General features: G+C 64.4%; 17 protein-coding genes. 6 read left to right on the plus strand and 11 right to left on the minus strand.

Going from position 1 to position 23283, the window contains the following annotated elements:
• Positions 1-16: 16 nt before the first annotated feature.
• Entirely contained in the window at positions 17-1540 is a 1524-nt protein-coding gene (locus ACVWZ4_RS23140; RefSeq protein WP_456742256.1) for a bifunctional aminoglycoside phosphotransferase/ATP-binding protein, read from the minus strand.
• 189 nt (positions 1541-1729) lie between these two features.
• Between ACVWZ4_RS23140 and ACVWZ4_RS23145 the strand changes: the two genes are divergently transcribed.
• The 3 genes from ACVWZ4_RS23145 (at position 1730) to ACVWZ4_RS23155 (ending at position 6372) form a co-directional block, all read left to right on the plus strand.
• Positions 1730-2569, plus strand: a complete 840-nt coding sequence (locus ACVWZ4_RS23145; RefSeq protein WP_456741271.1) for a universal stress protein — start codon at positions 1730-1732, stop codon at positions 2567-2569.
• A 64-nt stretch (positions 2570-2633) separates the two neighbouring features.
• Positions 2634-5324 (plus strand): bifunctional acetate--CoA ligase family protein/GNAT family N-acetyltransferase, encoded by a 2691-nt coding sequence (locus ACVWZ4_RS23150; RefSeq protein ID WP_456790340.1) that lies wholly within the window; start codon positions 2634-2636, stop codon positions 5322-5324.
• A 319-nt stretch (positions 5325-5643) separates the two neighbouring features.
• Positions 5644-6372, plus strand: a complete 729-nt coding sequence (locus tag ACVWZ4_RS23155; RefSeq protein WP_456704719.1) for a Crp/Fnr family transcriptional regulator — start codon at positions 5644-5646, stop codon at positions 6370-6372.
• Between the two features lie 109 nt (positions 6373-6481).
• Here the strand turns inward: ACVWZ4_RS23155 and ACVWZ4_RS23160 are convergent, their stop codons facing one another.
• The 4 genes from ACVWZ4_RS23160 to ACVWZ4_RS23175 form a co-directional block, all read right to left on the minus strand.
• Complete coding sequence (locus ACVWZ4_RS23160; RefSeq protein ID WP_456735801.1) at positions 6482-7771, minus strand: TRAP transporter large permease; 1290 nt, start codon at positions 7769-7771, stop codon at positions 6482-6484.
• A 16-nt stretch (positions 7772-7787) separates the two neighbouring features.
• On the minus strand, positions 7788-8303 hold the full coding sequence (locus ACVWZ4_RS23165) for a TRAP transporter small permease (protein WP_456735800.1): 516 nt from the start codon (positions 8301-8303) through the stop codon (positions 7788-7790).
• An 88-nt stretch (positions 8304-8391) separates the two neighbouring features.
• A complete protein-coding gene (gene dctP / locus ACVWZ4_RS23170) occupies positions 8392-9384 on the minus strand; it encodes a TRAP transporter substrate-binding protein (protein WP_092228979.1) in 993 nt (330 codons plus the stop codon).
• Positions 9385-9435: 51 nt separating this feature from the next.
• Positions 9436-10131, minus strand: a complete 696-nt coding sequence (locus ACVWZ4_RS23175; protein ID WP_456704715.1) for a GntR family transcriptional regulator — start codon at positions 10129-10131, stop codon at positions 9436-9438.
• A gap of 419 nt (positions 10132-10550) precedes the next feature.
• On the opposite strand from ACVWZ4_RS23175, the gene ACVWZ4_RS23180 reads away from it, so the two are divergent.
• Positions 10551-11357: an SDR family NAD(P)-dependent oxidoreductase gene (locus tag ACVWZ4_RS23180; RefSeq protein WP_456741272.1), complete on the plus strand. Its 807-nt coding sequence runs from the start codon at positions 10551-10553 to the stop codon at positions 11355-11357.
• A 9-nt stretch (positions 11358-11366) separates the two neighbouring features.
• Here the strand turns inward: ACVWZ4_RS23180 and ACVWZ4_RS23185 are convergent, their stop codons facing one another.
• From ACVWZ4_RS23185 to ACVWZ4_RS23200, 4 genes are read right to left on the minus strand one after another with little or no spacing between them, the layout of a single operon-like run.
• Positions 11367-12065, minus strand: coding sequence for a molybdate ABC transporter substrate-binding protein (locus tag ACVWZ4_RS23185; RefSeq protein ID WP_456741273.1), 699 nt, complete (start codon positions 12063-12065; stop codon positions 11367-11369).
• Entirely contained in the window at positions 12062-14191 is a 2130-nt protein-coding gene (locus tag ACVWZ4_RS23190) for a molybdopterin cofactor-binding domain-containing protein (RefSeq protein ID WP_456741274.1), read from the minus strand. The genes ACVWZ4_RS23185 and ACVWZ4_RS23190 overlap by 4 nt, the downstream gene beginning before the upstream one ends.
• Positions 14188-14658 (minus strand): (2Fe-2S)-binding protein, encoded by a 471-nt coding sequence (locus ACVWZ4_RS23195; RefSeq protein ID WP_456705333.1) that lies wholly within the window; start codon positions 14656-14658, stop codon positions 14188-14190. Before ACVWZ4_RS23195 ends, ACVWZ4_RS23190 begins: the two co-directional genes overlap by 4 nt.
• 12 nt (positions 14659-14670) lie before the next feature.
• Positions 14671-15651, minus strand: coding sequence for a Bug family tripartite tricarboxylate transporter substrate binding protein (locus tag ACVWZ4_RS23200; protein WP_456738199.1), 981 nt, complete (start codon positions 15649-15651; stop codon positions 14671-14673).
• A 228-nt stretch (positions 15652-15879) separates the two neighbouring features.
• On the opposite strand from ACVWZ4_RS23200, the gene ACVWZ4_RS23205 reads away from it, so the two are divergent.
• Positions 15880-17970: a molybdopterin-dependent oxidoreductase gene (locus ACVWZ4_RS23205; RefSeq protein WP_456735796.1), complete on the plus strand. Its 2091-nt coding sequence runs from the start codon at positions 15880-15882 to the stop codon at positions 17968-17970.
• A gap of 111 nt (positions 17971-18081) precedes the next feature.
• Entirely contained in the window at positions 18082-18864 is a 783-nt protein-coding gene (locus ACVWZ4_RS23210; protein ID WP_456704709.1) for an enoyl-CoA hydratase/isomerase family protein, read from the plus strand.
• 837 nt (positions 18865-19701) lie between these two features.
• Here the strand turns inward: ACVWZ4_RS23210 and ACVWZ4_RS23215 are convergent.
• Both ACVWZ4_RS23215 and ACVWZ4_RS23220 read right to left on the minus strand, forming a co-directional pair.
• Positions 19702-20130 carry a GlcG/HbpS family heme-binding protein gene (locus ACVWZ4_RS23215; protein WP_456735795.1) on the minus strand — a complete coding sequence of 143 codons (429 nt, stop codon included), beginning with the start codon at positions 20128-20130 and terminating at the stop codon, positions 19702-19704.
• Positions 20123-23131, minus strand: a complete 3009-nt coding sequence (locus ACVWZ4_RS23220) for an FAD-binding and (Fe-S)-binding domain-containing protein (protein ID WP_456735794.1) — start codon at positions 23129-23131, stop codon at positions 20123-20125. Before ACVWZ4_RS23220 ends, ACVWZ4_RS23215 begins: the two co-directional genes overlap by 8 nt.
• Positions 23132-23283 lie beyond the last annotated feature (152 nt).

Here is a 23283-nt window from a genome sequence, read left to right on the forward strand (position 1 = left end):
CGCCAATCAGATTGCCTTACCTGCCCTTGGCGATTGCGTCCGGGCAGCTCTGGAGCGTCTGCGCTTGTGTCCCGGATGCATCGATGGTCGCCCAGCCGATATGGCCGATATCATAGCGCTCTTGCAACGCGGCAACCTCTTGCGTGGCATCCGAAGCGTCGCCGCGGCGGCCGCCGATGCGAGCCTGCCGGGTTGCCAGATCGGCGACCAGGAAGAGTCCGGTGAGAGGCACGTTGCAGTCGCGGGCGAGGGCGGCGAAGGCATCCCGCTCAAAATCACGAGCGAACACACCCTCGGCAACAGCCGAATGGCCCTGGGCCAGCACGCGCCGGGCGCGTTCGGCCAAAGTCGCGTAGACCCGCTCGGCAAGCTCGGGCGTGTATGCAGTCGGCGGCAACCGCTCTGTGTCGGGGACCCCGAACAACTGCTTGCGAATGACGTCGCTGCGCAACACGACGGCGCCTGGCTCTGGTGCTACGGTCGGCGCGAGCGCCCGTGCCAAGACGGTCTTGCCGCTACCCGACAGGCCGCCCACCGCGACAAGATGGGGCCGGGGAGGTTGGATCAGCGCCCGGGCAAGGTCGAAATAGCGACGCGCTTGGTCAAGACCGCCGACATCTTGGGAATGCGTTGGCTTCAGCCGTGCCAAGGCCACCTGGGCGCGAACGGCCGCGCGAATGGACATGAAAAGTGGCAGCGCGCGGAGCGCATCGAGATTGTCGACTGACGTCGTGGCAAGGTATCGGTTGAACATGCTGTTTGCGGCCAGCGGCTGATCGTGGCGCAACAGGTCCATCAGCGTGAAAGCGAAGTCGTACAGCACGTCGACCGTCGCCATCTCTGCGTCGAACTCGATGGCATCGAACAGCACGGGCTGCTGCTCGATCAACACGATATTCGCAAGATGCAAATCGCCATGGCAACGGCGCACGAAACCCCGGCGGGCGCGCTCTTCAAGCAAAGGTCGAACACGCAGGAACGCTGCATGCGAGGCCTGCCCAAGCTGCTCGATCGCCGCAGTCGGGAGATGATTGCCCTTTCTCAGGCCATTGCTGTTGCCGTCGATCAGGGCGGGGATCGAAGCAACCCATCTTTTGCCGTCGATGGGAAACGCTGCCGCGTGTGAAGCCACGATCGCGTCGGCGACCGCCGATGCAAGGTCCGCGTCGAACCGTCCCGCCTTGGCCAGATGATCGAGCGTCCGGTTCTCATCGAAACGCGACATATCCACTGCATATTCGATAGGCCGGCCGTTGCCGTCGATCGTCACGGACCCGTCGGGTTCTTCCGTGACGGCGACGACGCCACGATAGATCTCCGGCGCGTGTGGCCTGTTGATCCTGACTTCCTCCTCGCAGGCCGCCTTGCGTTTATCGGGGGTCGAATAGTCAAGAAATGGATACTTCACCGCGCGCTTGATCTTCAGCGCGCGCCTTCCGTCGAGGAAGACCGAAGCCGCGTGCGTGTCGATCCGCTTCACGCCGGCGTGCGCGGTCAGAGCCGCGAAGATCCGTTCCTGGGTCGCAGAACTGTCCGTCATCCCTGCCGGCATGTTGCAGATGGTAGCACCAAGCGGTCCGGCCGCAAGCCAGGGTAACCTCTAAGTCGTGACCGCCGCTTGACTTCCATCAAATGCTGTCGTGGGCTGGCGAGGCGGAGTTTTCCCGGCTTGAGGAGGATCAAGCATCCGGACCGGAGGTCGCCTATTCTGGCGTGCGAGGAGAATCCGATGCCCATCAAGGACGTCTTTCTGCCGCTCGTTGGCGAGCCGCGTGCGCCCACGCTAGCCGCAATTGAGAAGTGCGTCGCAGTCGCCGCCGACCTCGGCGCCCGGATCACGGGGCTCGCGCTCGAAGACGATGCCTTCGTGCGGCCGACGGTCGTGTTTCCCGATGACCCCAAGCCTGCCGAACTCAGCAATATGGGCGAAGCGGGAGATATGCAGCAACTCCTGAATGCATTCACCAACGCGACCTCCCGTGCCGGCATTCGTGCCCAAGGCCGATCGGGCAAGGTGCCGGCGGATCAGATCGCGTCGACCCTGGCGGAGCAGGCACGCGTCAGCGATCTCAGTTTGATCCCCGTGAGGCCACACGACAGCAGAACCGAAAACATCGTTGAAACGTTCCTGTTCCAGTCCGGCCGGCCGCTGTTGCTATGTCCAGAGCAGCATGTGGAGAGGCTGCGGCCGGAGTTCGAGAATGTCGTGATTGCCTGGGACCATTCGGCGCGCGCCGCACGCGCGGTCGGGGACGCGCTGCCGATCCTGCAGGCCGCCGCCATGGTGCGGGTGATCACGGTGGCCGGTGACGAGGGCGACGCAATCACGCAATCGGGCGACAGCCTCGTCCATCACTTGAGGGAACACGGGGTCTATGCGTCCTTCGAAACCGTGAAGGACAGCGGGAGCTCGATCGGCAAGGTACTGGGGAGTTGGGCAGAGGCCCACGCCGTCGACGCCATCGTCATGGGCGCTTACCGACATTCGCGCCTGAACGAGACCGTCTGGGGCGGCGTGACCAAGACCGTCATCGGTCAGCCACCATGCTGGGTGATGATGTCGCACTAGGTGCGTTTCAATCCCGGTCTGGGTTAGCTTTTGTCGCCCGGTGCCCGATCGGACTGGTGTGATCATGTCGACCTACCGCCTGAAAACCCTGCTGTCGCCCCGGTCGGTCGCACTGGTCGGCGCAAGCGCTCGCCCGGTGTCCGTCGGACGGGCGGTCCTGGAGAACATTCGTAAGGCGGAGTTCAAGGGGCCGTTCGGTTTGGTCAACCCGCGCCATGCCGAGATCGGCGGTATCGCGGCAGTGAGCAGCCTGGACAACCTGCCGTTCGTGCCCGAGCTGATCGTCATTACTGCGCCGGCGCGTGAGGTCCCTGCGATCATCGACCAGGCTGGTCGCGTTGGCTCGGCCGGGGCCCTGATCGTTTCGTCGGGACTCGGCCATGGATCGGGATCGCTCCAGGAGACCGCCGTTGCGACCGCCCGCAAATACGGCATGCGGCTGATCGGCCCGAATTGCCTCGGCATCATGATGCCCGGCGCAAGCCTCAACGCGAGTTTCGCCGCGCACATGCCGAGGGCCGGAAACCTCGCTCTGATCTCGCAATCGGGCGCGATCGCGGCCGGCATGGTGGATTGGGCTGCGCAGCGTGGCGTCGGCTTCTCCGGCATCGTCACGATCGGCGATCAGATCGACGTCGATATCGCTGATTTGCTCGACTATTTCGCGATGGACCAAAAAACGCGTGCGATTCTGCTCTATATCGAGGCCATCAAGGACGCACGGAAGTTCATGTCGGCAGCGCGTGCCGCGGCGCGTGTGAAGCCCGTTGTCGTGGTGAAGTCGGGGCGCATGACGCAGGGGGCGACGGTGGCTGCCACGCATACGGGCGCGCTCGCCGGTGCGGATGCGGTCTATGACGCGGCCTTCCGCCGCGCCGGTGTTCTTCGGGTGTCCGATCTGCGCGAGCTGTTTGATTGTGCCGAGACGCTCGGCAGGATCGGGGCGCCGGCGGGAAAACGACTCGCGATTCTGACAAATGGCGGTGGCATCGGCGTCCTGGCGGTCGACCGGCTGGCCGAGCTCGGCGGAATTCCCGCGCCGATGATGCCGGAGACGCGCGAGAAGCTCGCTGCGGTGCTGCCGCCGACCTGGTCCGGCACCAATCCAGTCGACATCGTCGGCGACGCAGATGCCTCGCGCTATGCTGCGGCACTGGAGGTCCTGCTCGACGATCCTGGCAATGATGCGATCCTCGTGCTCAACGTGCAGACCGCGATTGCATCGGCCAACGCGATCGCGGCGACCGTTACCGAGCTCGTTGTCAAATATCGTGAGAAACATCGCAGTTGGGCCAAGCCGGTGCTTGCGGCCTGGGTCGGCGCGGATCAGGACATCATCGCGACGCTGTCCGCCGCTGGCATCCCGAACTATCCGACTGAAGACGACGCGGTGCGCGGCTTCATGCATATGGTCCGGCATCGCGAGGTGGTCGACGAGCTGAGCCAGGTGCCGCCGGCGATACCGGATAGGTTCGTGCCTGATGTGGCGGCTGCAAGACAGGTCGTTGCGACGGCCATGGCCGACGGACGTAAATGGCTTGAGCCCGTCGAGATCAAGCATCTGCTCGGGTGCTATGACATCACGATGGTGCCGACCTTTGCGGCTGATGATGTCGATCAGGCGGTCGCCTACGCGGACGGGATATTCGCCCAAGGTGCCACCGTCGTGCTCAAGATCCTGTCGCGCGATATCGCGCACAAATCCGATGTCGGCGGTGTCGTGCTCAATCTGACCACGCCGGCCGCGGTGCGCGCAGCCGCGGTCGATATACTTGCGCGAATGAGAAAGTTAAGGCCCGAAGCCCGTATTGACGGTATCATCGTTCAAGCGATGGTCGTCAAAGCGAAGGCGCGCGAGTTGATCCTGGGCCTCGCCGACGATCCGACCTTCGGCACCGTCGTGGTGTTCGGCCGCGGCGGCACGGCGGTGGACATCATCAACGACAAGGCTCTGGCGCTGCCGCCGCTCGATTTGCAGCTCGCCCGTGACCTGATCGAGCGTACACGTGTGTCCCGGTTGTTGCCTGCGTACCGGGATGTGCCGGCAGTCAAGCATGACGCGGTCGCACTGGTGCTCGTCAAGCTGGCGCAGATGGCAACCGACATCCCTGAGATACGCGAGCTCGACATCAATCCGCTGCTGGCCGACGAAACCGGCGTGACCGCCGTCGATGCCCGCGTCGCGGTGCGGCCGCCGCAGCGCAAATTTGCGGGCTCAGGCCCGGCCAATTTCGCTGTCCGCGCCTATCCCTCGCAATGGGAGCGCCGGCTCGCACTCAAGGACGGCTGGCGCATTTTCGCGCGGCCGCTTCGCCCCGAAGACGAACCGACCATCCACGAATTCCTGCGTCACGTCACGCCTGAGGATCTCCGCCTGCGCTTCTTCGCGCCGATGAAGGAGTTCACGCATGAGTTTATCGCGCGCTTGACGCAGCTCGATTATGCGCGCGCCATGGCTTTCATCGCCTTCGATGAGAAGAACGAGATGGTCGGCGTGGTGCGACTCCACTCGGATTCGGTCTACGAGAGCGGCGAGTACGCGATCCTGCTGCGGTCCGACCTCAAGGGCAGGGGGCTCGGCTGGGCCCTGATGCAGCTGATGATCGACTACGCGAAGTCGGAAGGGCTCAAGACGATCTCGGGCGACGTGCTCAAGGAGAACGTCGTGATGCTGGAGATGTGCCGGCAGTTCGGTTTCGAGATCAAGCCGGATCCGGCCGAGCCTGATATCTGCGACGTCTGCATGAAGCTCTGATCCGCCCAGTTGTGGGGACGATTCGGGCGTGTTTGCCGCGGAGTAGGGCGGGTGTGTGGCCAAGATTGATCCGGCTCGACAGGCATTCCCCAGCGCATTCTTGCCCTTCCGGCGTGCGCAGGGGCCTCTTTTGGCTTGCATCCCTGCAACTGTGCATGGGCTGAAGCGCATCAGCGCACCCTGCAGGTGCGGCTCCGGGGCGCAATCGCGGCATTTTGGCAGCCTTTCTCTCGAGGTCTGTCCGTGCTTTCCGGTTGAAAAGCCCGCTAACGTTGACTACGGAGGAACTCCAGTGCCTCGCAGTCTCAGGAGTCCCGGCGTGCCTCAGGACAAGACCGGCGACCCCCGGCAGTTGTCGGGTAACAAACTGTCGGTCCTGCGCAAGCATCCGATCTTCGCAGATCTGGATCCGGAAGCGCTGGATCAGCTGTGCCGCTACGCCAAGCACACCACCGTCAAGCGTGGTTCGACCATCGCCGCCAAGGGCGATCCCGGCAATAATCTGTTCGCGGTGATCACGGGAACGGTGAAGATCTCTAGTTCGTCGCCCGACGGGCGGAACGCTATTCTCAATCTGATCGGCCCGGGCGAAATCTTCGGCGAGATCGCCGTACTCGATGGTGCGCCGCGGTCGGCGGATGCGACCGCAAACACCAACTGCGAACTCTACATCATCGACCGCCGCGACTTCCTGCCGTTCGTGAAGAGCCAGCCGGCGCTCGCGATGAAATTCATCGAGCTGCTCTGCGCGCGGCTGCGCTGGACCAGCCAGCAGGTCGAACAGGTGATCTTGCAGAATCTGCCGGGCCGGCTTGCAAGCGCGCTGCTTGGTCTCACCGAGGAACGCAAGCTCGATTCCGGCAGCGGCACGCTCGCGATCACCCAACAGGAGATCAGCGAGATGGTTGGGATGACGCGCGAGAGCATCAACAAGCAATTGCGCGCCTGGGCCGCACGAAGCTGGGTGCGCCTCGAGCATGGCGCCATCGTCGTGCTCGACATCGATGCGCTGCGTGAGCTTGCCGAAAGCGGCCTCGACGGCGAGTGAGAGCCTAGCCGTCGAGGTTTGTGCAGCTTCTCGAGATGGCAGGAGCCGACGTGCCGCCCCGCCTTGTGACCCTCGAGCCGCTGGCGACGTCAAACCGGCGCGACCTGATTCAGTGCAGGATGTGACGCGGCAGCCAGAGCGAAATCTCCGGCAGGAAGGTGACGAGCATCAGCACGAACAGCATGACGCCGTAGAACGGCCAGATCTTGCGCATGACGTCTTCGAGCGAGACCTTGCCGACGGCGCAGCCGACGAACAGGATCGCACCGACCGGCGGATGGCACAAGCCGATGCCGAGGTTGAGCAGCATGATCATGCCGAAGTGCACCGGATCGACGCCGAAATTCTGCATCACGGGAAGGAGGATTGGCGTTGCGATCAGGATCGACGGCGCCATGTCGAGCAGCGTGCCGAGCAGCAGCAGCAGGACGTTGAGCAGCAACAGGATGACGTATTTGTTGCTGGAGATCGACAGGAAGAACGCCGTCATTTTCGCCGGCATCTGCGTCAGCGCCATGATGTAGCCGACGGCGGAGGCGCAGGCGATCAGCGTCATCACCATCGCAACGGTGCGCAAGGTCCGGTGCAGCAGCACCGGCAGGTCGCGCCATCTGTAGTCGCGGTAGACGAACATGGTGACGAAGAATGCCCAGATGCAGGCGACCGCGCCGGCTTCGATCGCGGTGAAAATGCCGCCCAGAATGCCGCCGAGGATGATGACGAGCGTGATCAGGCCCCAGGCCGCGTCGATCGTGATCTTGACGGCTTCCTTGGCCGGCACGGTACGGCCCTGCGGGTGACCTTCGCGATAGGCAATCACCAGGCACAGCATGATCAGTGAGAATCCGATCAGCAGCCCTGGGAAAACGCCAGCCATGAACAGCGCGCTGATCGAGATGGTACCGCCGGTGGCGAGCGAATAGAGCACGGCGTTGTGGCTCGGCGGCACCAGCAGCGCCTGAACCGACGAGGAGATGGTGAGGTTGGTCGCAAACACCCGCGGATAGCCGTTCTTCTCCATCTGGGGGATCATCACCGAGCCGATCGCCGACGTGTCGGCAACGGCAGAGCCGGAGATGCCGCTGAGGAAGGTCGTCGCCAGCACGTTGACGATCGAGAGGCCGCCGCGCAGTCGCGTCAAGCCGACCAGAACGTCGGCAAAGGCGACAAGCCGCCGCGCCATGCCGCCTTCGGCCATGATGGCGCCGGCGAGCACGAAGAACGGAATCGTCAGCATCGCAACTTTGCTGACGCCGTCCGAGATCTTCAGCATCAAGGCTTCGAGCGGAATGCCGACCGACAATGCGCCGGCGATCGCCGCCATTGCCAGCGAATAGGCGATCGGCATGCCGATCAGGAAGCAGACGATCATCGTGCCGAGGAGGATAAAGATGTCCATTGCGAGAACTCCCGGCTCACTCGAAGGGGGCGGTTTCGGAGTGCCTGCCGATCGGGTCGGGCGGCACGCCGAGGAAAATTCGCTCGATCACGAAGAGCAGAAGGCAGAGTCCGCCGATCGGAATCGGCAGATAGGTGACGCCGACCGACAGCGAGGGGAAATCAGGGATCGTGTTGTACCAGGTGACCTGGACCAGACGTTCGCCCCAGATCACCATGAACAGGGCGATCAGCGCCATCAGCAGCTGCACCAGGATGTCGGTTGCCTTTTGCAGCGGCGGCGGCAGTTTCTTGGCAAAATAGCCAACGCTCATATGGAGGTTGAGCCGGTAGCCGGCGGCTGCGCCGATGAAAGTCAGCACGATCGTCAGCAGAACCGCCGTCGGCTCTGGCCATGAAGCCGCACTGTTGAGCACGTAGCGCGTGAACACCGCCCACGGAATCACCGCGGAGATCGCGACCAGCGCGGTGCAGCCGACGATCACGCATAACAGGTAGAGATAGTCCATCGCTCGGCGAAACAGTGCGGCCATCCGCGTTTCCTGCTCTGTCAGTGGTTCAGATTGTCGAGGCCGAAGCGCGATGAGTGATTGTCGCGCTTCGGCTTTGGTTCGAGAACGTTCAGAGCGTCTGGATGCGCTGGATCATGGCCTGGTATTTCGGACCATACTTGTCCCACACCGGCTTGACCGCATCCTGGAATGGCTTCTTGTCGGCAATCTCCACGATCTCGCAGCCAGCGGCCTTGGCCTTCTCCATCGCGGTCGTTTCGTACTTCTTCCAGAGCTCGCGCTCCTCGAGCTGCGCCTCGCGGGCGAACTTCTTGATCAGCGCCTGGTCGTCGGCGGACAGCGCGGTCCAGGACCGCTTGGAGAAGCAGAGAATCTCGGGGATGATCAGATGCTCCGTCAGCGAGTAGTATTTCGCCACGGTGTAGTGGTTGCTGAAAACGTAGCTCGGCGGGTTGTTCTCGGCGCCGTCGATCACGCCGGTCTGCAGCGAGGAGAATACCTGGTCATAGCCCATCGCGATGCCGTTGCCGCCAAGCGCATTGACCATGTCGATGAAGATCGGGTTGCCGATCACGCGAAGCTTCAGGCCGTGAACGTCGGCGACCGATTTGATGGGGTGCTTGGTGTTGTAGAAGCTGCGTGCACCGGAATCCATCCAGCACAGGCCGACCAGATTGGCGTTGGGGCTCGCGGTGATCTTGTCGAGCAGCTCCTGGCCGACCTCGCCGTCCATCATCTTCCAGGATTGCGCCACGTTCTTGAACAGGAACGGCATGTTGACGACGTTGATGTCGTCGACGATCGGACCGACGGCGCCGGCGCTGACGCGCAGCATCTGGATCGCGCCGATCTGGGTTTGCTCGATCGTTTCCTTCTCGGCGCCAAGTTGCGCGGAGGGATAGGTCTGGATCGAGAGGCGGCCCTGGGTTGCCTCGGCGAGCTTCTTGCCCATGTTCTCGACGGCGGCGACTGTCGGATAGCCGACCGGCTGCACGTCAGCGGCCTTGAAGACGGCCTTGGTCTGGGCGTGGCCCGACGAGATCGGAGCCAGCGTGGCAGCTCCCAGTCCGGCGCTCAATTTGATGAAGTCACGGCGTAGCATGGTCGTCTCCCTCATTAGTTCTTTGTGTCGTCTTGTTGACCGGAAAGCCGGTCACTCTGTGCTGGCGAAAAACTCCGGATTGGTATGTTGCGTCTCCGAGATGTCGCGAAGCAGCCGGTCGAGATGGCGCTCCATCGCAATCCCTGCACGTTGCGGATCGTGCGCCTCGATCGCCGCGAGGATCGGTTCGTGCTCTGCGATGACCTGCGTCATGCGTCCGGCGACCGGCAGCGTCAGTTGGCGATAACGATCGACATGCATCTTTACATGCAGGATCAGCGTCCAGATCCCGGGATGTCTGGCGACATCGGCGATGGTGGCGTGGAACAGCTCATCGGCCTGATGAAACGCGGTGCGGTCTCCAGCTTCATCGGCCTCCCGCTGGCGTTCCACGATCGACCGCAATTGCAGGATCTGACTCGTCGTGGCGCGTTCGGCCGCGAAGCGCGCGGTGGTCTCCTCCAGCGCCTTGCGGATGATGATGGCCTCGGGCAGGGCGGCGAGCGGGATGCGGGACACGAAGATGCCGGACTGCGGAAAAACGTCCAGCAGGCCTTCGTCGGAAAGCTTGAGAATCGCTTCGCGCACCGGCGTGCGGCTGACGCCGAAGCTGAGCGCGATCTCGGATTCCGAGATCACCTCGCCCGGCCTGCGACGCATCGAGACCAGCTCGCCGCGCAGCTCGCTGTAGATACGCGCCGAAGCCGTCGCTCGCTGGGGTGGCTTACCGCGGCGAGGACTGGTCATGGCTGAAGCCGCGGCTTCCGTTGTCTTCGTCGAGCGGACGGGCATGCGTGCTCTGTAAATTGATATATTAGTATATGAAGCGGTTTGCGAGAAGATCAACTAGGAGATTAGGAGGGGGTGTCCCTGTTGCGCTGCAGCAAGCGGCAGCGGTTCTCGCGCCGAAAGCCCAGCGCGAGATTTCTCTGGCGACGATGACGGATAATTCCGCGCTCAAGCGCCCCTCCCTGGATCCATTTCCCCGTTCGCCTTCCTAAGGGCGCGCCGAGCAAGGAGTCCAAGTTGAAGCGAGTATCGATCGATGCCGTTTTTAGATTGATGAGGCGATCGCCGGGGACGCGAACGTTGTATTTGAACCTCTCGTATCCCGGCCGCTTGGTTCGCAACAAGCGACCTGACCGCAACAAGAAAAGGATGTAACCGTGACTGAATATCGCAAGCTCTTCGATCTCACCGGCAAGACGGCCGTGGTGCTCGGGGCCGCATCGGGCATCGGCAAATCGTCCGCCGAGGCGCTGGCCGGACTTGGTGCGCAGGTCGTTTGCGCCGATCACGCGCTTGACGCCGCGGAGGCGACAGCTGCGGGCATTCGGGAGAAGGGCGGCTGGGCCGAGGCCGCAGGGTGCGACGCTGCTGGCGCCGCCGATGTCAACGCGCTCGCCAAAACCGTGATGCACAAATTTCCGCGGCTTGACATCGCCGTGACGACGCCCGGGCTCAACATCCGCAAGACGATTCTCGACTACACCGAGGAGGACCTCGATCGCGTCCTGAACCTCAACGTCAAGGGCACCGTCTGGTTCTTCCAGGCCTTCGGCCGCATCATGGTCGAGCAGAAGGGCGGCAGCATCATCGCGTGCTCCTCGGTGCGCGCGGTGACCATCGAGCCGGGCCTCGGTGTCTACGGCTCGACCAAGGCTGCGATCGGCCTTCTGGTGAAGGGCTTTGCCTCCGAGGTCGGGCATGCCGGCGTGCGCGTCAACGCGATCGCGCCGAGCATCGTGGAGACTGCGCTGACCAGCCCGTTCAAGCAGCGGCCCGACATCTACAATCTGTATGCGGGCCACACGGTGTTCAATCGTTGGAGCAGTGCCGACGAGGTCGCGACAGCCGTCGCCTATCTCGCTTCGGATGCTGCGAGCTATGTCAGCGGCAGCACGCTGTTCGTCGACGGCGGCTGGACCGGGGTCGACGGCCCGCCGACCGGTCTCACGCAGCTGCACAAATGAGGTTCGCATCTAGCCTGCAAAGCCGACGCGCTGGCGCAGCTCCCTCTGGTCAGCCCCGGTCAGCAGTGCGATCAGCGCCGCCGCTTGCTTCGGATGCGCGGCCTGCATGGCGATGCCGGTCGTATACATCGTCACCAGCTCGCACCCCGGTGGCAGTGAGCCCGACAGCACAACGCCTGCGGTCGCGATGATCTCGGTCGCCTGGGTGCATCCGATCGGCCGCGTCGCGGCGCATGCCGCCAGTTCGCGCATGGCCGCTGCGCCGTTCGGAAAGATCTTCACGCGCGATGTGACCTCATAGGAGATGCCGAGCTGATCCAGCAGCTTTGCGACGTGCTGGCCCGCGGTCGAGGCCTGGGTATCAGGGACGTAGATGGCGTCCGCGGAGCGCAGGACCTCGCGCAGGTCGGCTTCGGTCCTGACGATCGCCTTGGCATCGCGACTGCGGACGGCGAGGGCAGTCTCCACGCGCCCGAGATCGGCGATCGAGGAGGGGACAACAAGCTTCTCCGCAGCGAGTTTTGCAAGCAGGGCCTGCGTCAGGATCACGACATCTGCCGGGGTGCTCGCACGCAGCTTGTCCGCCATCACGCCGACCGCGCCGAACGCGCCGTCGATGTCAAAGCCGGTCTGCGCCTTGAAGGCGTTGCCGAGGCCACGCACCAGGCCCTGCGCCGCGCCGCCGCTCAAAATGTTCACTGTGGTCACGGTGCACGCTCCATGGCTGCGATGATTTTGTCCCGCGTGATCGGCAGGTCGCGGATGCGTATTCCGAGGCAATCCTGGACCGCATTGGCGATGGCCGCCGTCACCGGGCCATGCGCGGCTTCGCCGGCACCGACCGGCTCGATCTCCGATCGCTGGATGATTTCCACATCCACTGCCGGGACCTCGCTGAAGGTCAGGATCGGATAGTCCGTCCAGGATGTCGAGGTGATGTGCGTGCGGTCGAAGCGAACGCGCTCTTTCAGCACCCAGCTCGTTGCCTGGATGGCGCCGCCCTCGATCTGGTTGATGACGCCGTCCGGGTTGATGGCTTCGCCGACATCGACCGCAAGGGTCAGCCGTCTGACGCGGATATCCTCGGCGCTTTCGATCTCAGCGATTGCAGCGCAATAGGCGCCGCTGTTCTTGTACCGGGCAAAGCCCACGCCATGTCCGATGCCGGATCGTCTCTCAGGCTTCCAGCCGGCGCGTCGCGCCGCCGCGCGGACGACGTCGCGTGCGCGCTCATCCCTGAGGTGCCGCAGACGGAACGAGATCGGATCTTCGCCGCGCAAGGCGGCGATCTCGTCGAGTAAGGATTCGATCGCGAACACGTTGCCCTGCGCGCCGAGGGTCCGCAGCGACGAGGTGCGCACCGGCATGGTCAGCAGGCGATGGCTCGTGATGGTCCAGGCCGGGAGATCGTAGAGCGGAACGGCGTTGCGGTCACTGCCGCCACCGTTGGCAACGGGTGGATTTGTCGAGGTCATGCGCGGATAGGGATTTGTGATCTCGCTTGCAGCCAGCAGTGCGGGCTGCGCGGCACGCCCAGGCCGTGCGGTATGTCCATTGCTCCAGATCGCATGGCGCCAGCCGACGATTTCGTCGTCGGCATCCAGATCGGCCTCGATCTCGATCGCCATCGCCGCACCAAACGGTGCGTGGGACATCTCGTCGCGGCGCGACCATTGCACCCGGACCGGGTGGCCGCCAGCGGCTTTCGCCAGCAGCACGGCGTCGAGCGCGACATCGTCGGCCGCATTATGCCCGTAGCAGCCCGCGCCCTCCATGTGCTCGACGACGATGTTTTCGGTCGGCAGCTTGAGCACGATGGCGAGGTCGGCGCGGAGCGGATAAACGCCCTGGCTGTGCGTCCAGACATGCACCCGGTCACCATCCCATTGCGCCATGGCACATGACGGCGCGAGCGAGGCGTGCGCGATATAGGGGCGGGTGTACTGCCGGCGGAGCGTGCGGGTCGCCATTCCCGCAGCCGCTGCCCTGGTGTCGATGACCGTGGTCTCGACCGGCTGACTTCGTAGGAAACCAGCCGGATCATTCTCATCGGGCAGTGCCTCGCCGGCCGACCACGTCGCGCCCTTGCGTAAGGCTTTCAGCGCAGCTTCCGCGGCGGCCTCGCTGTCGGCGGCGACGCCCGCAAAGCCGCCGTCGCGGACGATCGTGGCCGGTGCGGACACGGCGCGTGCGGCCGCTTCGTCGAGCGCGACCAGCCTCGCGCCGGCGACGTCCGGCCGCAGCACGCGTCCGTGCAACATCCCCGGCCGCGCATGATCGTGGATGAAGCGCGGCCGCGCGAACACCTTGTCGGGAATGTCGACGCGCTGGACCGAATGTCCGGCGACGGCGCGTTTGGCAATGGTCTTTGCCACAGTGCCCGCAACGGCATCGTGGTCGAGCGACACCTCTCCCGACAGCTCCCAATAGCTGGTCCTGATGTTGCCGGGGCCCGAGATCGTGCCGTCGTCGATACCAAGCAGCGCCGCGTCGACGCCGAGACGCTCCGCTGCTGCTGCGAGGAAGCGCCGGCGCACCTCGGCGCAAACGTGGCGTAGCGCGCGGCCGGATTGCTGGATCGACAGGCTGCCGGAGGTGACTCCCTCATTTGGGCTCGCAGCCGTCGAGGTGCGGATCATCTCGATGCGGCTGACGCCGACGTCGAGCTCATCAGCGGCAATCTGCGCCAGTGCCGTGACGATGCCCTGGCCGATCTCGACCTTGCCAGGCGAAATCGCCACGCGGCCTTCGCTGGCGAACCGCACCCATGACGACAGCCTTGGATTGGCCGCCAGGCTGACCGGCAGTTTCGGAGCAGGGGGCGGCGCGGTCATGATGCCGCCATCTCCGATGCCGCCCGCAGCACCGCGCGGACCATGCGGTTATGCGACCCGCAGCGGCACAGATTGCGATCGAGTGCAGCCCTGACCTCGGCCTCCGCCGGCGACGGATTACGTTCGAGCAGCGCCGCAGCGCTGATCAGGATGCCCGAGACGCAATAGCCGCATTGCATCGCCTGTTCGGCGATGAAGGCGCGTTGCAACGGGTGCGGTCGCTCCATCGTCCCGAGGCCTTCCACCGTGACGATGTCCTTGTCCGCCGCCGACCACATCGGCATATCGCAGGAGGCCATCGCATGGCCGCCGACCAGGACGTGACATGCCCCGCATTCACCGGCGCCGCAGCCGAAATGCGGACTGGTGATTCCGAGCCGGCTGCGCAGCACGTCGAGCAGCGTCTGATCCGGATCGACATCAACGGAGACTGCAGCTCCGTTAAGCTTGAACTGAATATCGGGCATGATCGGCATGGCTCATGACTTCTCGAACTTCTTGACGACATCGGCCCATTTCGCGATGTCGCCTCGCAGGAACTTCTCGAATTCCTCTGGTGTCATCGACATGGGCACGGCACCCTGCTCGGTCCAGAGCTTGATGATGTCTGGTCGCTTCACCAGCGCGTTGACGGCTGAATTGAGCTTGTCGATGACAGGCTTTGGCGTACCCGCCGGCGCCATCAGGCCGAGCCAGATTGTCGCCTCGTAACCGGGAACGCCTGCTTCGCCAGCGATCGGCACGTTCGGGAGCACCGCCGAGCGCTGCTGGCCGGTGGTCGCGAGCGCACGGACCTGGTTCTCGCCGATATTGGGCGCCATCGCCGGCAGCGCGTCGATCATCATCTGCACCTGGCCTCCTATCACGCCGCTGCGCGCCTCGCCGCTGTTGCGGTAGGGCACATGAACGACATCGATGCCGGCCATAGCTTTGAACAGCTCGCCGGCCATGTGGTACGGGGTGCCCTGACCGGAGGACGCGTAGTTCAATTTACCCGGCTGCGACTTGGCGAGCGCGATGAATTCCTGGAGCGTCTTCGCCGGGACTTGCGGATTCACCACGATGACGAGATCGGAATAGCTCACCGGCGCGATCGGCGCGAGGTCGCGCATCAGGTCGTATTTGCGCTGCTCCGGCGTCAGCAGCGATTCATTCGCCGTCTGCGTGTTGGACATCATGAGCAACGTGTAGCCGTCGGCCGGCGATTTCGCCGCCTCGACGGTGCCGATGACGCCGCCCGCGCCGGTGCGGTTCTCGATCACGAACGGCTGGCCAAAGCGCTGCTGGAGCCCCTGGCCGATCAGCCGCGCAGAAACGTCGGCCGGTCCGCCGGCGCCGAAGGGCACGACAATGCGGACAGGGTGCGCAGGATAATCCTGTGCCAAGCACCGGCTTGCGGAGAAGGCAGCGAGCAGGCCGGCGACGAGCACCGAAATTAGATGTCGAGCAGTCACGCCCACCTCCCTGACCTCGCTCTTGTTGGCTGCCACTGTAACGGCTGCGGGCGCGAACTGTCGACGTCTCACAAAGTCGATTGTATCGGCGACATCGGACCAATTTCGGTGTGGCCGCAGGGCATTTTGCGGACGCGGCAAGCACATGAGGCGCGTGCGGTTTGAGCATTTTGCATGGGCGTTGCCGGATAAATGCCCTCGGCTCGCAGGTATTTTGATGTTACGAAATCGGACATGAACCAGCACGCCAAGATCGAGATTCGCCACTCCACCTGTCCGCACGATTGCCCATCGGCCTGCGCGCTCGATGTCGAGGTGGTCGAAGGCCGTAGCATCGGCCGTGTCCGCGGTTCGAAAAAGCAGACCTATACGGCCGGCGTGGTCTGCGCCAAGGTCGCACGCTACGCCGAGCGCATCCATCATCCCGAACGGGTGATGTATCCGATGCGCCGCACCGGGCCGAAGGGCTCCGGCCAGTTTGCGCGCATCAGCTGGGACGAGGCGCTCGACGAGATCGCCGATCGCTTCAACCAGGCCGAGCGCGATTTCGGCGCGGAATCGATCTGGCCGTACTATTACGCCGGCACGATGGGGCTGGTGATGCGTGACGGTCTCAACCGTCTCACGCATGTGAAAAAATACTCGCGCTTCTACCAGACCATCTGCGCCAATGTCGGCCGCATCGGCTTTGCCGTCGGCACCGGCAAGATCGCCGGCGTCGATCCGCGCGAGATGGCGCTGTCCGATCTCGTCGTGATCTGGGGCACCAATCCCGTCAACACCCAGGTCAACGTGATGACGCATGCCGCGCGGGCCCGCAAGGAGCGCGGCGCGAAAATCGCAGCGGTCGACATCTACGACAACGAAACCATGAAGCAGGCCGACATCAAGATCCTGCTGCGGCCCGGCACCGACGGCGCGTTCGCCTGCGGCGTCATGCATGTTCTGTTCCGCGACGGCTATGCCGATCGTGCCTACATGGACAAGTACACCGACTGTCCCGCCGAACTCGAGGCGCATCTGAAGACACGCAATCCCGTATGGGCGTCGGGAATCTGCGGCGTGCCGGTGGCGGAGATCGAGGCCTTTGCCAAGGCGGTCGGCGAGACCAAGCGGACCTTTTTCCGCCTCGGCTATGGCTTCACGCGTTCGCGCAATGGCGCGATGCAGATGCACGCCGCGAACTGCATTCCCGCCGTGACCGGCGCCTGGCAGTACGAAGGCGGCGGCGCGTTCTTCAACAATTACGCGTTGTGGCACTTCAACGAATCCGTCATCGAAGGCCACGACGCGCTCGACAGGTCGGTCCGCGCCCTCGACCAATCGCAGGTCGGCCGGATCCTCACCGGCGATGCCGAGGCCCTGCTCGGCAAGGGCCCGGTCAAGGCGATGCTGATCCAGAACACCAACCCGATGACGGTGGCGCCGGAGCAGGCGCTGGTGCGCCAGGGCTTTGCGCGCGAGGATCTGTTCGTCGCCGTGCACGAGCAGTTCATGACCGAGACGGCTGAGATGGCCGACATCGTGCTGCCGGCGACCATGTTCATGGAGCATGACGATCTCTATTACGGCGGCGGCCACCAGCATATCTCGGTCGGTCCCAAGCTGATCGATCCGCCCGGCGAATGCCGCTCCAATCATCAGCTGTTGCAGGCGCTGGCGCCGCGGCTTGGCGCCAAGCATCCCGGCTTCGAGCTCACGGCGCGCGAGTTGATCGACACGACGCTGAAGCTCAGCGATCACGGCGACATCGCCGGTCTCGAAGCCGACATCTGGCGCGATCTGCAGCCGGACTTCCGCACTTCGCATTATCTCGATGGCTTCGCTCATCCCGACAAGAAATTCCACTTTAGGGCAGATTGGGCGCATCCGCCGTTCGGCCAGGCCATGGGTGATTTCGACAAGATGCCTGGCCTGCCGGATCATTGGGCCGTGATCGAGCACACCGATCTGGCTCATCCATTCCGCCTTGCGACCAGCCCGTCGCGCAGCTTCCTCAACACCACCTTCAACGAGACCCCGTCCTCGCAGGCGCGCGAAGGCAGAGCGAGCGTGATGATCCATCCGCTCGATGCCGCCGCACTCGACATCGCCGGTGGCGATGCCGTGACGCTCGGCAATAACAGAGGGGAGACCACGCTGATTGCCGTGCTGTTCGACGGCGTGCGCCGCGGCGTGCTGATCGCGGAGTCCGTGCATCCCAACAAGAATCATATCGGCGGCCTCGGCATCAACATGCTGACCGGTGCGGACACCATTGCCCCGATCGGTGGCGCTGCGTTCCACGACAACAAGGTCTGGATCAGGAAAGCGGCTGCGACCTGAGCCGCAGATTTGCGTCGAGGCGCTAAAACGCCGCTGCCCTTCAGATTGCCCTTGCACCTCGCTCCGGAGCTGCCGCAAATGGCTGCAGACCTGGAGCGAGGATCAAGCGTCATGACCGACATCACAGCCGTCATCACCGAGAAGCGCGGGCAGGCGTTCTGGATCACCATCAACCGGCCGGAGAAGCGCAACGCGCTCAACGGCGACGTCATCGCCGGCATCGCACGCGGCTATCGCGACGCGCATGAGAACAAGGACGTCCGTGTCATCGTGCTGACGGGCGCGGGCGACAAGGCGTTTTGCGCCGGCGCCGACTTGCAGAATTCCGGTGCGGCTTTCGCGATGGATCATTCCAGGCCAAATGTCGACTATGCCGATCTGTTGCGCCTGGCGCAGAACGCGACCAAGCCCGCGATCGCGCGTGTGGGCGGCGTCTGCATGGCCGGCGGCATGGGGCTTCTTTGCATGACCGACATGGCGGTTGCAGCCGATCATGTGATCTTCGGCCTGCCGGAAGTGAAAGTCGGCGTGTTTCCGATGCAGGTGTTGAGCCTGTTGCAGGAGATCGCACCGCGGCGCCTGATCAATGAATGGGCGCTGACCGGCGAGCCGTTCGACGCGGGGGCCGCAAAGGATGCGGGCCTGTTGAATTACGTCGTGCCCACGGCCGAGCTCGACGCCAAGGTCGACTGGCTGATCGGGCGCATCGTCGACAAATCCCCGACCGCGATCCGCCGCGGCAAATACGCCATGCGCGCCATCGCCTCGATGTCGTTCGACGAGAGCATTGCCTATACCGAAAGCCAGATCGCATTGCTCGCGATGACCGAGGATGCCAAGGAGGGCCTGAAAGCGTTCAGCGAGAAGCGCAAGCCGGTCTGGACGGGGAGGTGAGGGGGCGGCGCTCGCTGCTGTCTCCTCGTCATTGCGAGCGCAGCGAAGCAATCCAGAATCCCTCCGAGGTGACAGTCTGGATTGCTTCGCTGCGCTTGCAATGACGGAGTATGAGGCAGCAGCCTCGCCCTTCCAGTTCGCACCTTGACTTGCAGACACACTTTCGCCGCCTCGCGGCCCGATCCGCCCGAGGTTTGCGCTTCGCTTCACGCCCTCTGAAAACGAAGGGCGCAGGGAAGGCCGGGTGCTGACCTCGCACCCGCGGTCCGCTGCGCGAGGTGTAGCGCAGAAGGAGCCGCACAGCAGCATACAGGTGTAGCCGAACACACGGCCTTCCCTGCGCAGTGGTTGGACGGCTTATGCCGTGCTCTCCCGGGAGCCGAATTCCTTCTGGCCTCCCTCGCCCGACGGAAGTTACCGGCACCGCGCCGGTTGGCGCTATGCCGCATCCGCAAGACTTGGCCGTAGCGACGACGGCCAGGACCACACGGTTTTGCCGTACGCGAGCTTCCCGCTCAGCCCAGGGCGTCTTCGCCCGAGGGCCTCACCAGCATCGAGCGCCGTTCGTACAACGCGGCTTGCGAGGTGCTCACGGGGTTCGGCTCAATCCATCGCCCCGCCCTGCAACTCGCATCCGCGACGGCGCTGCTCGCGTCCACCGCAGCCCGATCCGCGGTTCGTGACGACGTACGACCGCCCTTTTCGCCGGATCAGGATGGGAAATGTGTACGACAAAACCGAAATTCGGTAAAGTGGAATATTTTGCGGCGAGGTGGTTGACCGAGGGATCGGGCGTTTTGCCCGTCGGGTAGCGCAAGGGATGGTGCGTAGGGTGGGTTACCCCGCGTTGGCTTTCAGGCCCGCGGCCTGGATGCCGGCGACCGCGCAAGCCTCGTCATTGTCCGAGGTGTCACCGGATACGCCCACCGCGCCAAGCAGCGTCGCGCCGTCCATGATCAGCACGCCGCCGGGGACCGGCACCAGCGCACCCTTGACGATGGTGTTCACGGCGTCGATGAAATAGGCCTGCTCCTGCGCCCGCTGGTACAGCGCGCGCGAGCCCATGCCCATCGCGAGGGCGCCATAGGCCTTGCCGTGGGCGATCTCGGCGCGCATCAGGCTGGTGCCGTCCTGCGCGGCGGCGATCTTGAGCACGCCGCGCGCGTCCAGGATCGAGACGACCAGCGGCTTCAGCTTCAGCTCGGTGGACTTTGCGAAAGCGGCGTCGAGGATTTTTCGGGCGGTGTCGAGGGTGAGGTCAGCCATGGCTGGGGTCCTTTGCAGCTGGAGAAGTTGAATTGGTGTCTGCGCGATCGAGGCTCATCGCTAGCACGCGCGCGACGTGCAGCGCCTCGCGTTGAGCACCATCCTTGATCTGGTGCCGGCAGGACGTGCCGTCGGCAACGACCAACGTGGTCTGGTCGGCGCGGCGCACGGCAGGCAGCAGCGACAGCTCGGCCATCGCGATCGAGGCGTCATATGTGTCGGCGCCATAACCGAACGCGCCGGCCATGCCGCAGCAGCTCGAATCGATGGTCTCGACCGCAAGGCCGGGGACGAGCCGCAGCACCTGCTCGACCGGCCTGAGGGCCCCGAAGGATTTTTGATGGCAATGGCCGTGCACGACGGCGTTGTCGGCGATCGCGCCGAGCGGCAACTGCAGCTGGCCGGCTTCGGCCTCGCGCACCAGAAACTCCTCGAAAGTGAGTGCGTGCGCAACGACCGCCCTGGCGTCGTTGTCCTGGCGCAGCGCCGCCAGCTCGTCGCGCAGCGTCAGGAGGCAGCTCGGCTCCAGGCCGACGATCGGCACGCCGCGTGCGGCGAAGGGCGCGAAGGTGGCGACGAGACGGTCGAGCTCGGAGCTGGCTTCATCGACGAGACCAGCGGACAGGAACGTGCGGCCGCAGCAGAGCGCGCGGTTTCCACGCGCAGGTTTTGGCATGTGCACGCGATAGCCGCCTGCGACGAGCACCCGCAGAGCGGCATCGAGGTTTTCCCGCTCATAGATTCGATTGAACGTATCGGCGAACAGCACGAGCTCGCGCCCATCCACGGGTCCGACCGCTTCCGCAGGCGGGGCGAACGGATCGCTGCGGAAGGCAGGCAAGGCGCGGCGCGCGCTGATGCCCGCACAACGCTCGAACAGCTTTCGCAGCAGGACGCTGCGGTTGCGCAAATTCGCCAGCGGCGCGAAGCGCGAGGCGATACCCGCATAGCGCGGCAGATAGCCGACCAGCCGGTCGCGCAGCGTCAAGCCGTGAGACGCGACCCGCGCCGCCAGCACCTCGATCTTCATCTTGGCCATGTCGACGCCAACAGGGCATTCGTGGCGGCAGGCCTTGCAGGAGACGCAGAGTTTCAGCGTCTCCATCATTCCATCGGAGGACAGCGCGTCAGGGCCGAGCTGGCCGGAGATCGCGAGCCGCAAGGTGTTGGCGCGCCCTCGGGTGACATCCTTCTCGTTGCGCGTGGCGCGGTAGGACGGGCACATCACGCCCCCCTCGAGCTTGCGGCAGGCGCCGTTGTTGTTGCACATCTCGACCGCGCCCTGGAAGCCGCCGCCGGCGCCGGGCCAGGCAGACCAGTCGAGCTTCGTCTTCAGCTCGCCAACGCGATAGTCTGGCTTGAAGCGGAACAGCGAGCGGTCGTCCATCCTGGGCGCATCGACGATCTTGCCCGGGTTGAGCACGCCAGCGGGATCGAAGCGCCTCTTTACCTCCCGGAAGTCAGCGACAAGCCGCTCACCGAACATGCTCTCGTGGAATTCCGAGCGCACCAGGCCGTCGCCATGCTCGCCGGAATGCGATCCCTTGTATTCGCGCACCAATGCAAACGCCTCCTCGGCGATCGCGCGCATCGCCTTGACGTCTTTTTCCAGCTTGAGATTAAGTACCGGGCGCACATGCAGGCAGCCTTCGGAGGCGTGCGCATACATCGTGCCGCTGGTGCCGTGTTTCGCAAACACCTCGTTCAGGCGCGCCGTGTAGTCGGCGAGATGCGGCAGCGGCACCGCGCAGTCCTCGACGAAGGAGACCGGCTTGCCCTCCTGCTTCATCGACATCATCACGTTGAGGCCGGCGGCGCGAAAATCGGCGATGCCGCTCTGCAGGGCGGGTTCCGATATCTCGACCACGCCGCCCCATTTGCGGGTATCGTTGGTCCAGCCGAACCCGAGGTCGCCCATGAGCTCGCCGAGCTGCTTCAGGCGTAGCAGATTGTCGGCCTGATCCTCCTCGGCGAACTCGACCACCAGCACGGCGTCGGGATCGCCCTTGATCGCGGCGGAGATGATCGGCTTGAACATCGCGATGTCGCGGCCGAGCGCGATCATGGTGCGGTCGACCAGCTCGACCGCGATCGGCTTCAGCTTGACCAGATGCTGGGCCGCATCCATCGCCTCGTAAAAGCTGCCGAAATGGCAGACGCCCAGCGCCTTGTTGCGGATCACGGGCCACAGCTTCAACTCGACCTTGGTGGTGAAGGCGAGGGTGCCTTCGGAGCCGACCAGCAGATGCGCCATGTTGTTGCGCGCGTTGCGCGGGGTGAGCGCGTCGAGATTGTAGCCGCCGACGCGGCGCTGGACTTTTGGAAAGCGCGCCGCGATCTCGTCGGCCTCGCGCGCGCCGAGATCGAGCATGTCGCGGAACAGCGCGCGCGTGCTCTCGCCGGCGTCGACATCCGAGAGATCGCGCGAGACCTCGCCGAAACGGCTCAACGTGCCGTCAGCGAGTGCGGCCTCCAGAGACAGCGTGTTGTCGCGCATGGTGCCGTAGCGAAGCGAGCGGCCGCCGCAGGAATTGTTGCCGGCCATGCCGCCGATGGTGGCACGGGAGGCGGTCGAGACATCGACCGGAAACCACAGGCCGTGCTTTTTGAGCTGGCGGTTGAGGTCGTCGAGCACGATGCCGGGCTCGACTACGCAGGTGCGGCCGGCGACGTCGAGCGACAGGATCTTGTTGAGGTGCTTCGAGAGGTCGACCACGAGGCCGTCATTGACGGTCTGGCCGCATTGCGAGGTGCCACCGCCGCGCGGGGTGACCCTCACGCCCTCATCGCGGGCAATTGCCAGCGCCCGCAGCGCCTCGTCCATGGTTTTGGGGACGACCACGCCCGTGGGCATGATCTGGTAGAACGAGGCGTCCGTGGCATAGCGGCCGCGGCTGAAGCCGTCGAACAGGACGTCGCCGCTGGTTTCGCGGGCCAGACGCGCCGCCAGGCCGTCCTTTGGGGCCAATTTCAGTGATTTTCCGGCCACTTCCGCCGCCATGATCCGCTCTCGTCTGTTTGCCAGCCCGTCTTGCCTACGGTGGCCGCCCTTGGCAAGGCGAGCCCTGCTTCTTGTGCATTGACGGCCTCGCGCGGGCGAGGGACAAGCCCGGCGAATAGTGATATGCGAGCGGCGCGCCGGACCCGTGGATC

This window comes from Bradyrhizobium sp. USDA 4472 (assembly GCF_054058595.1).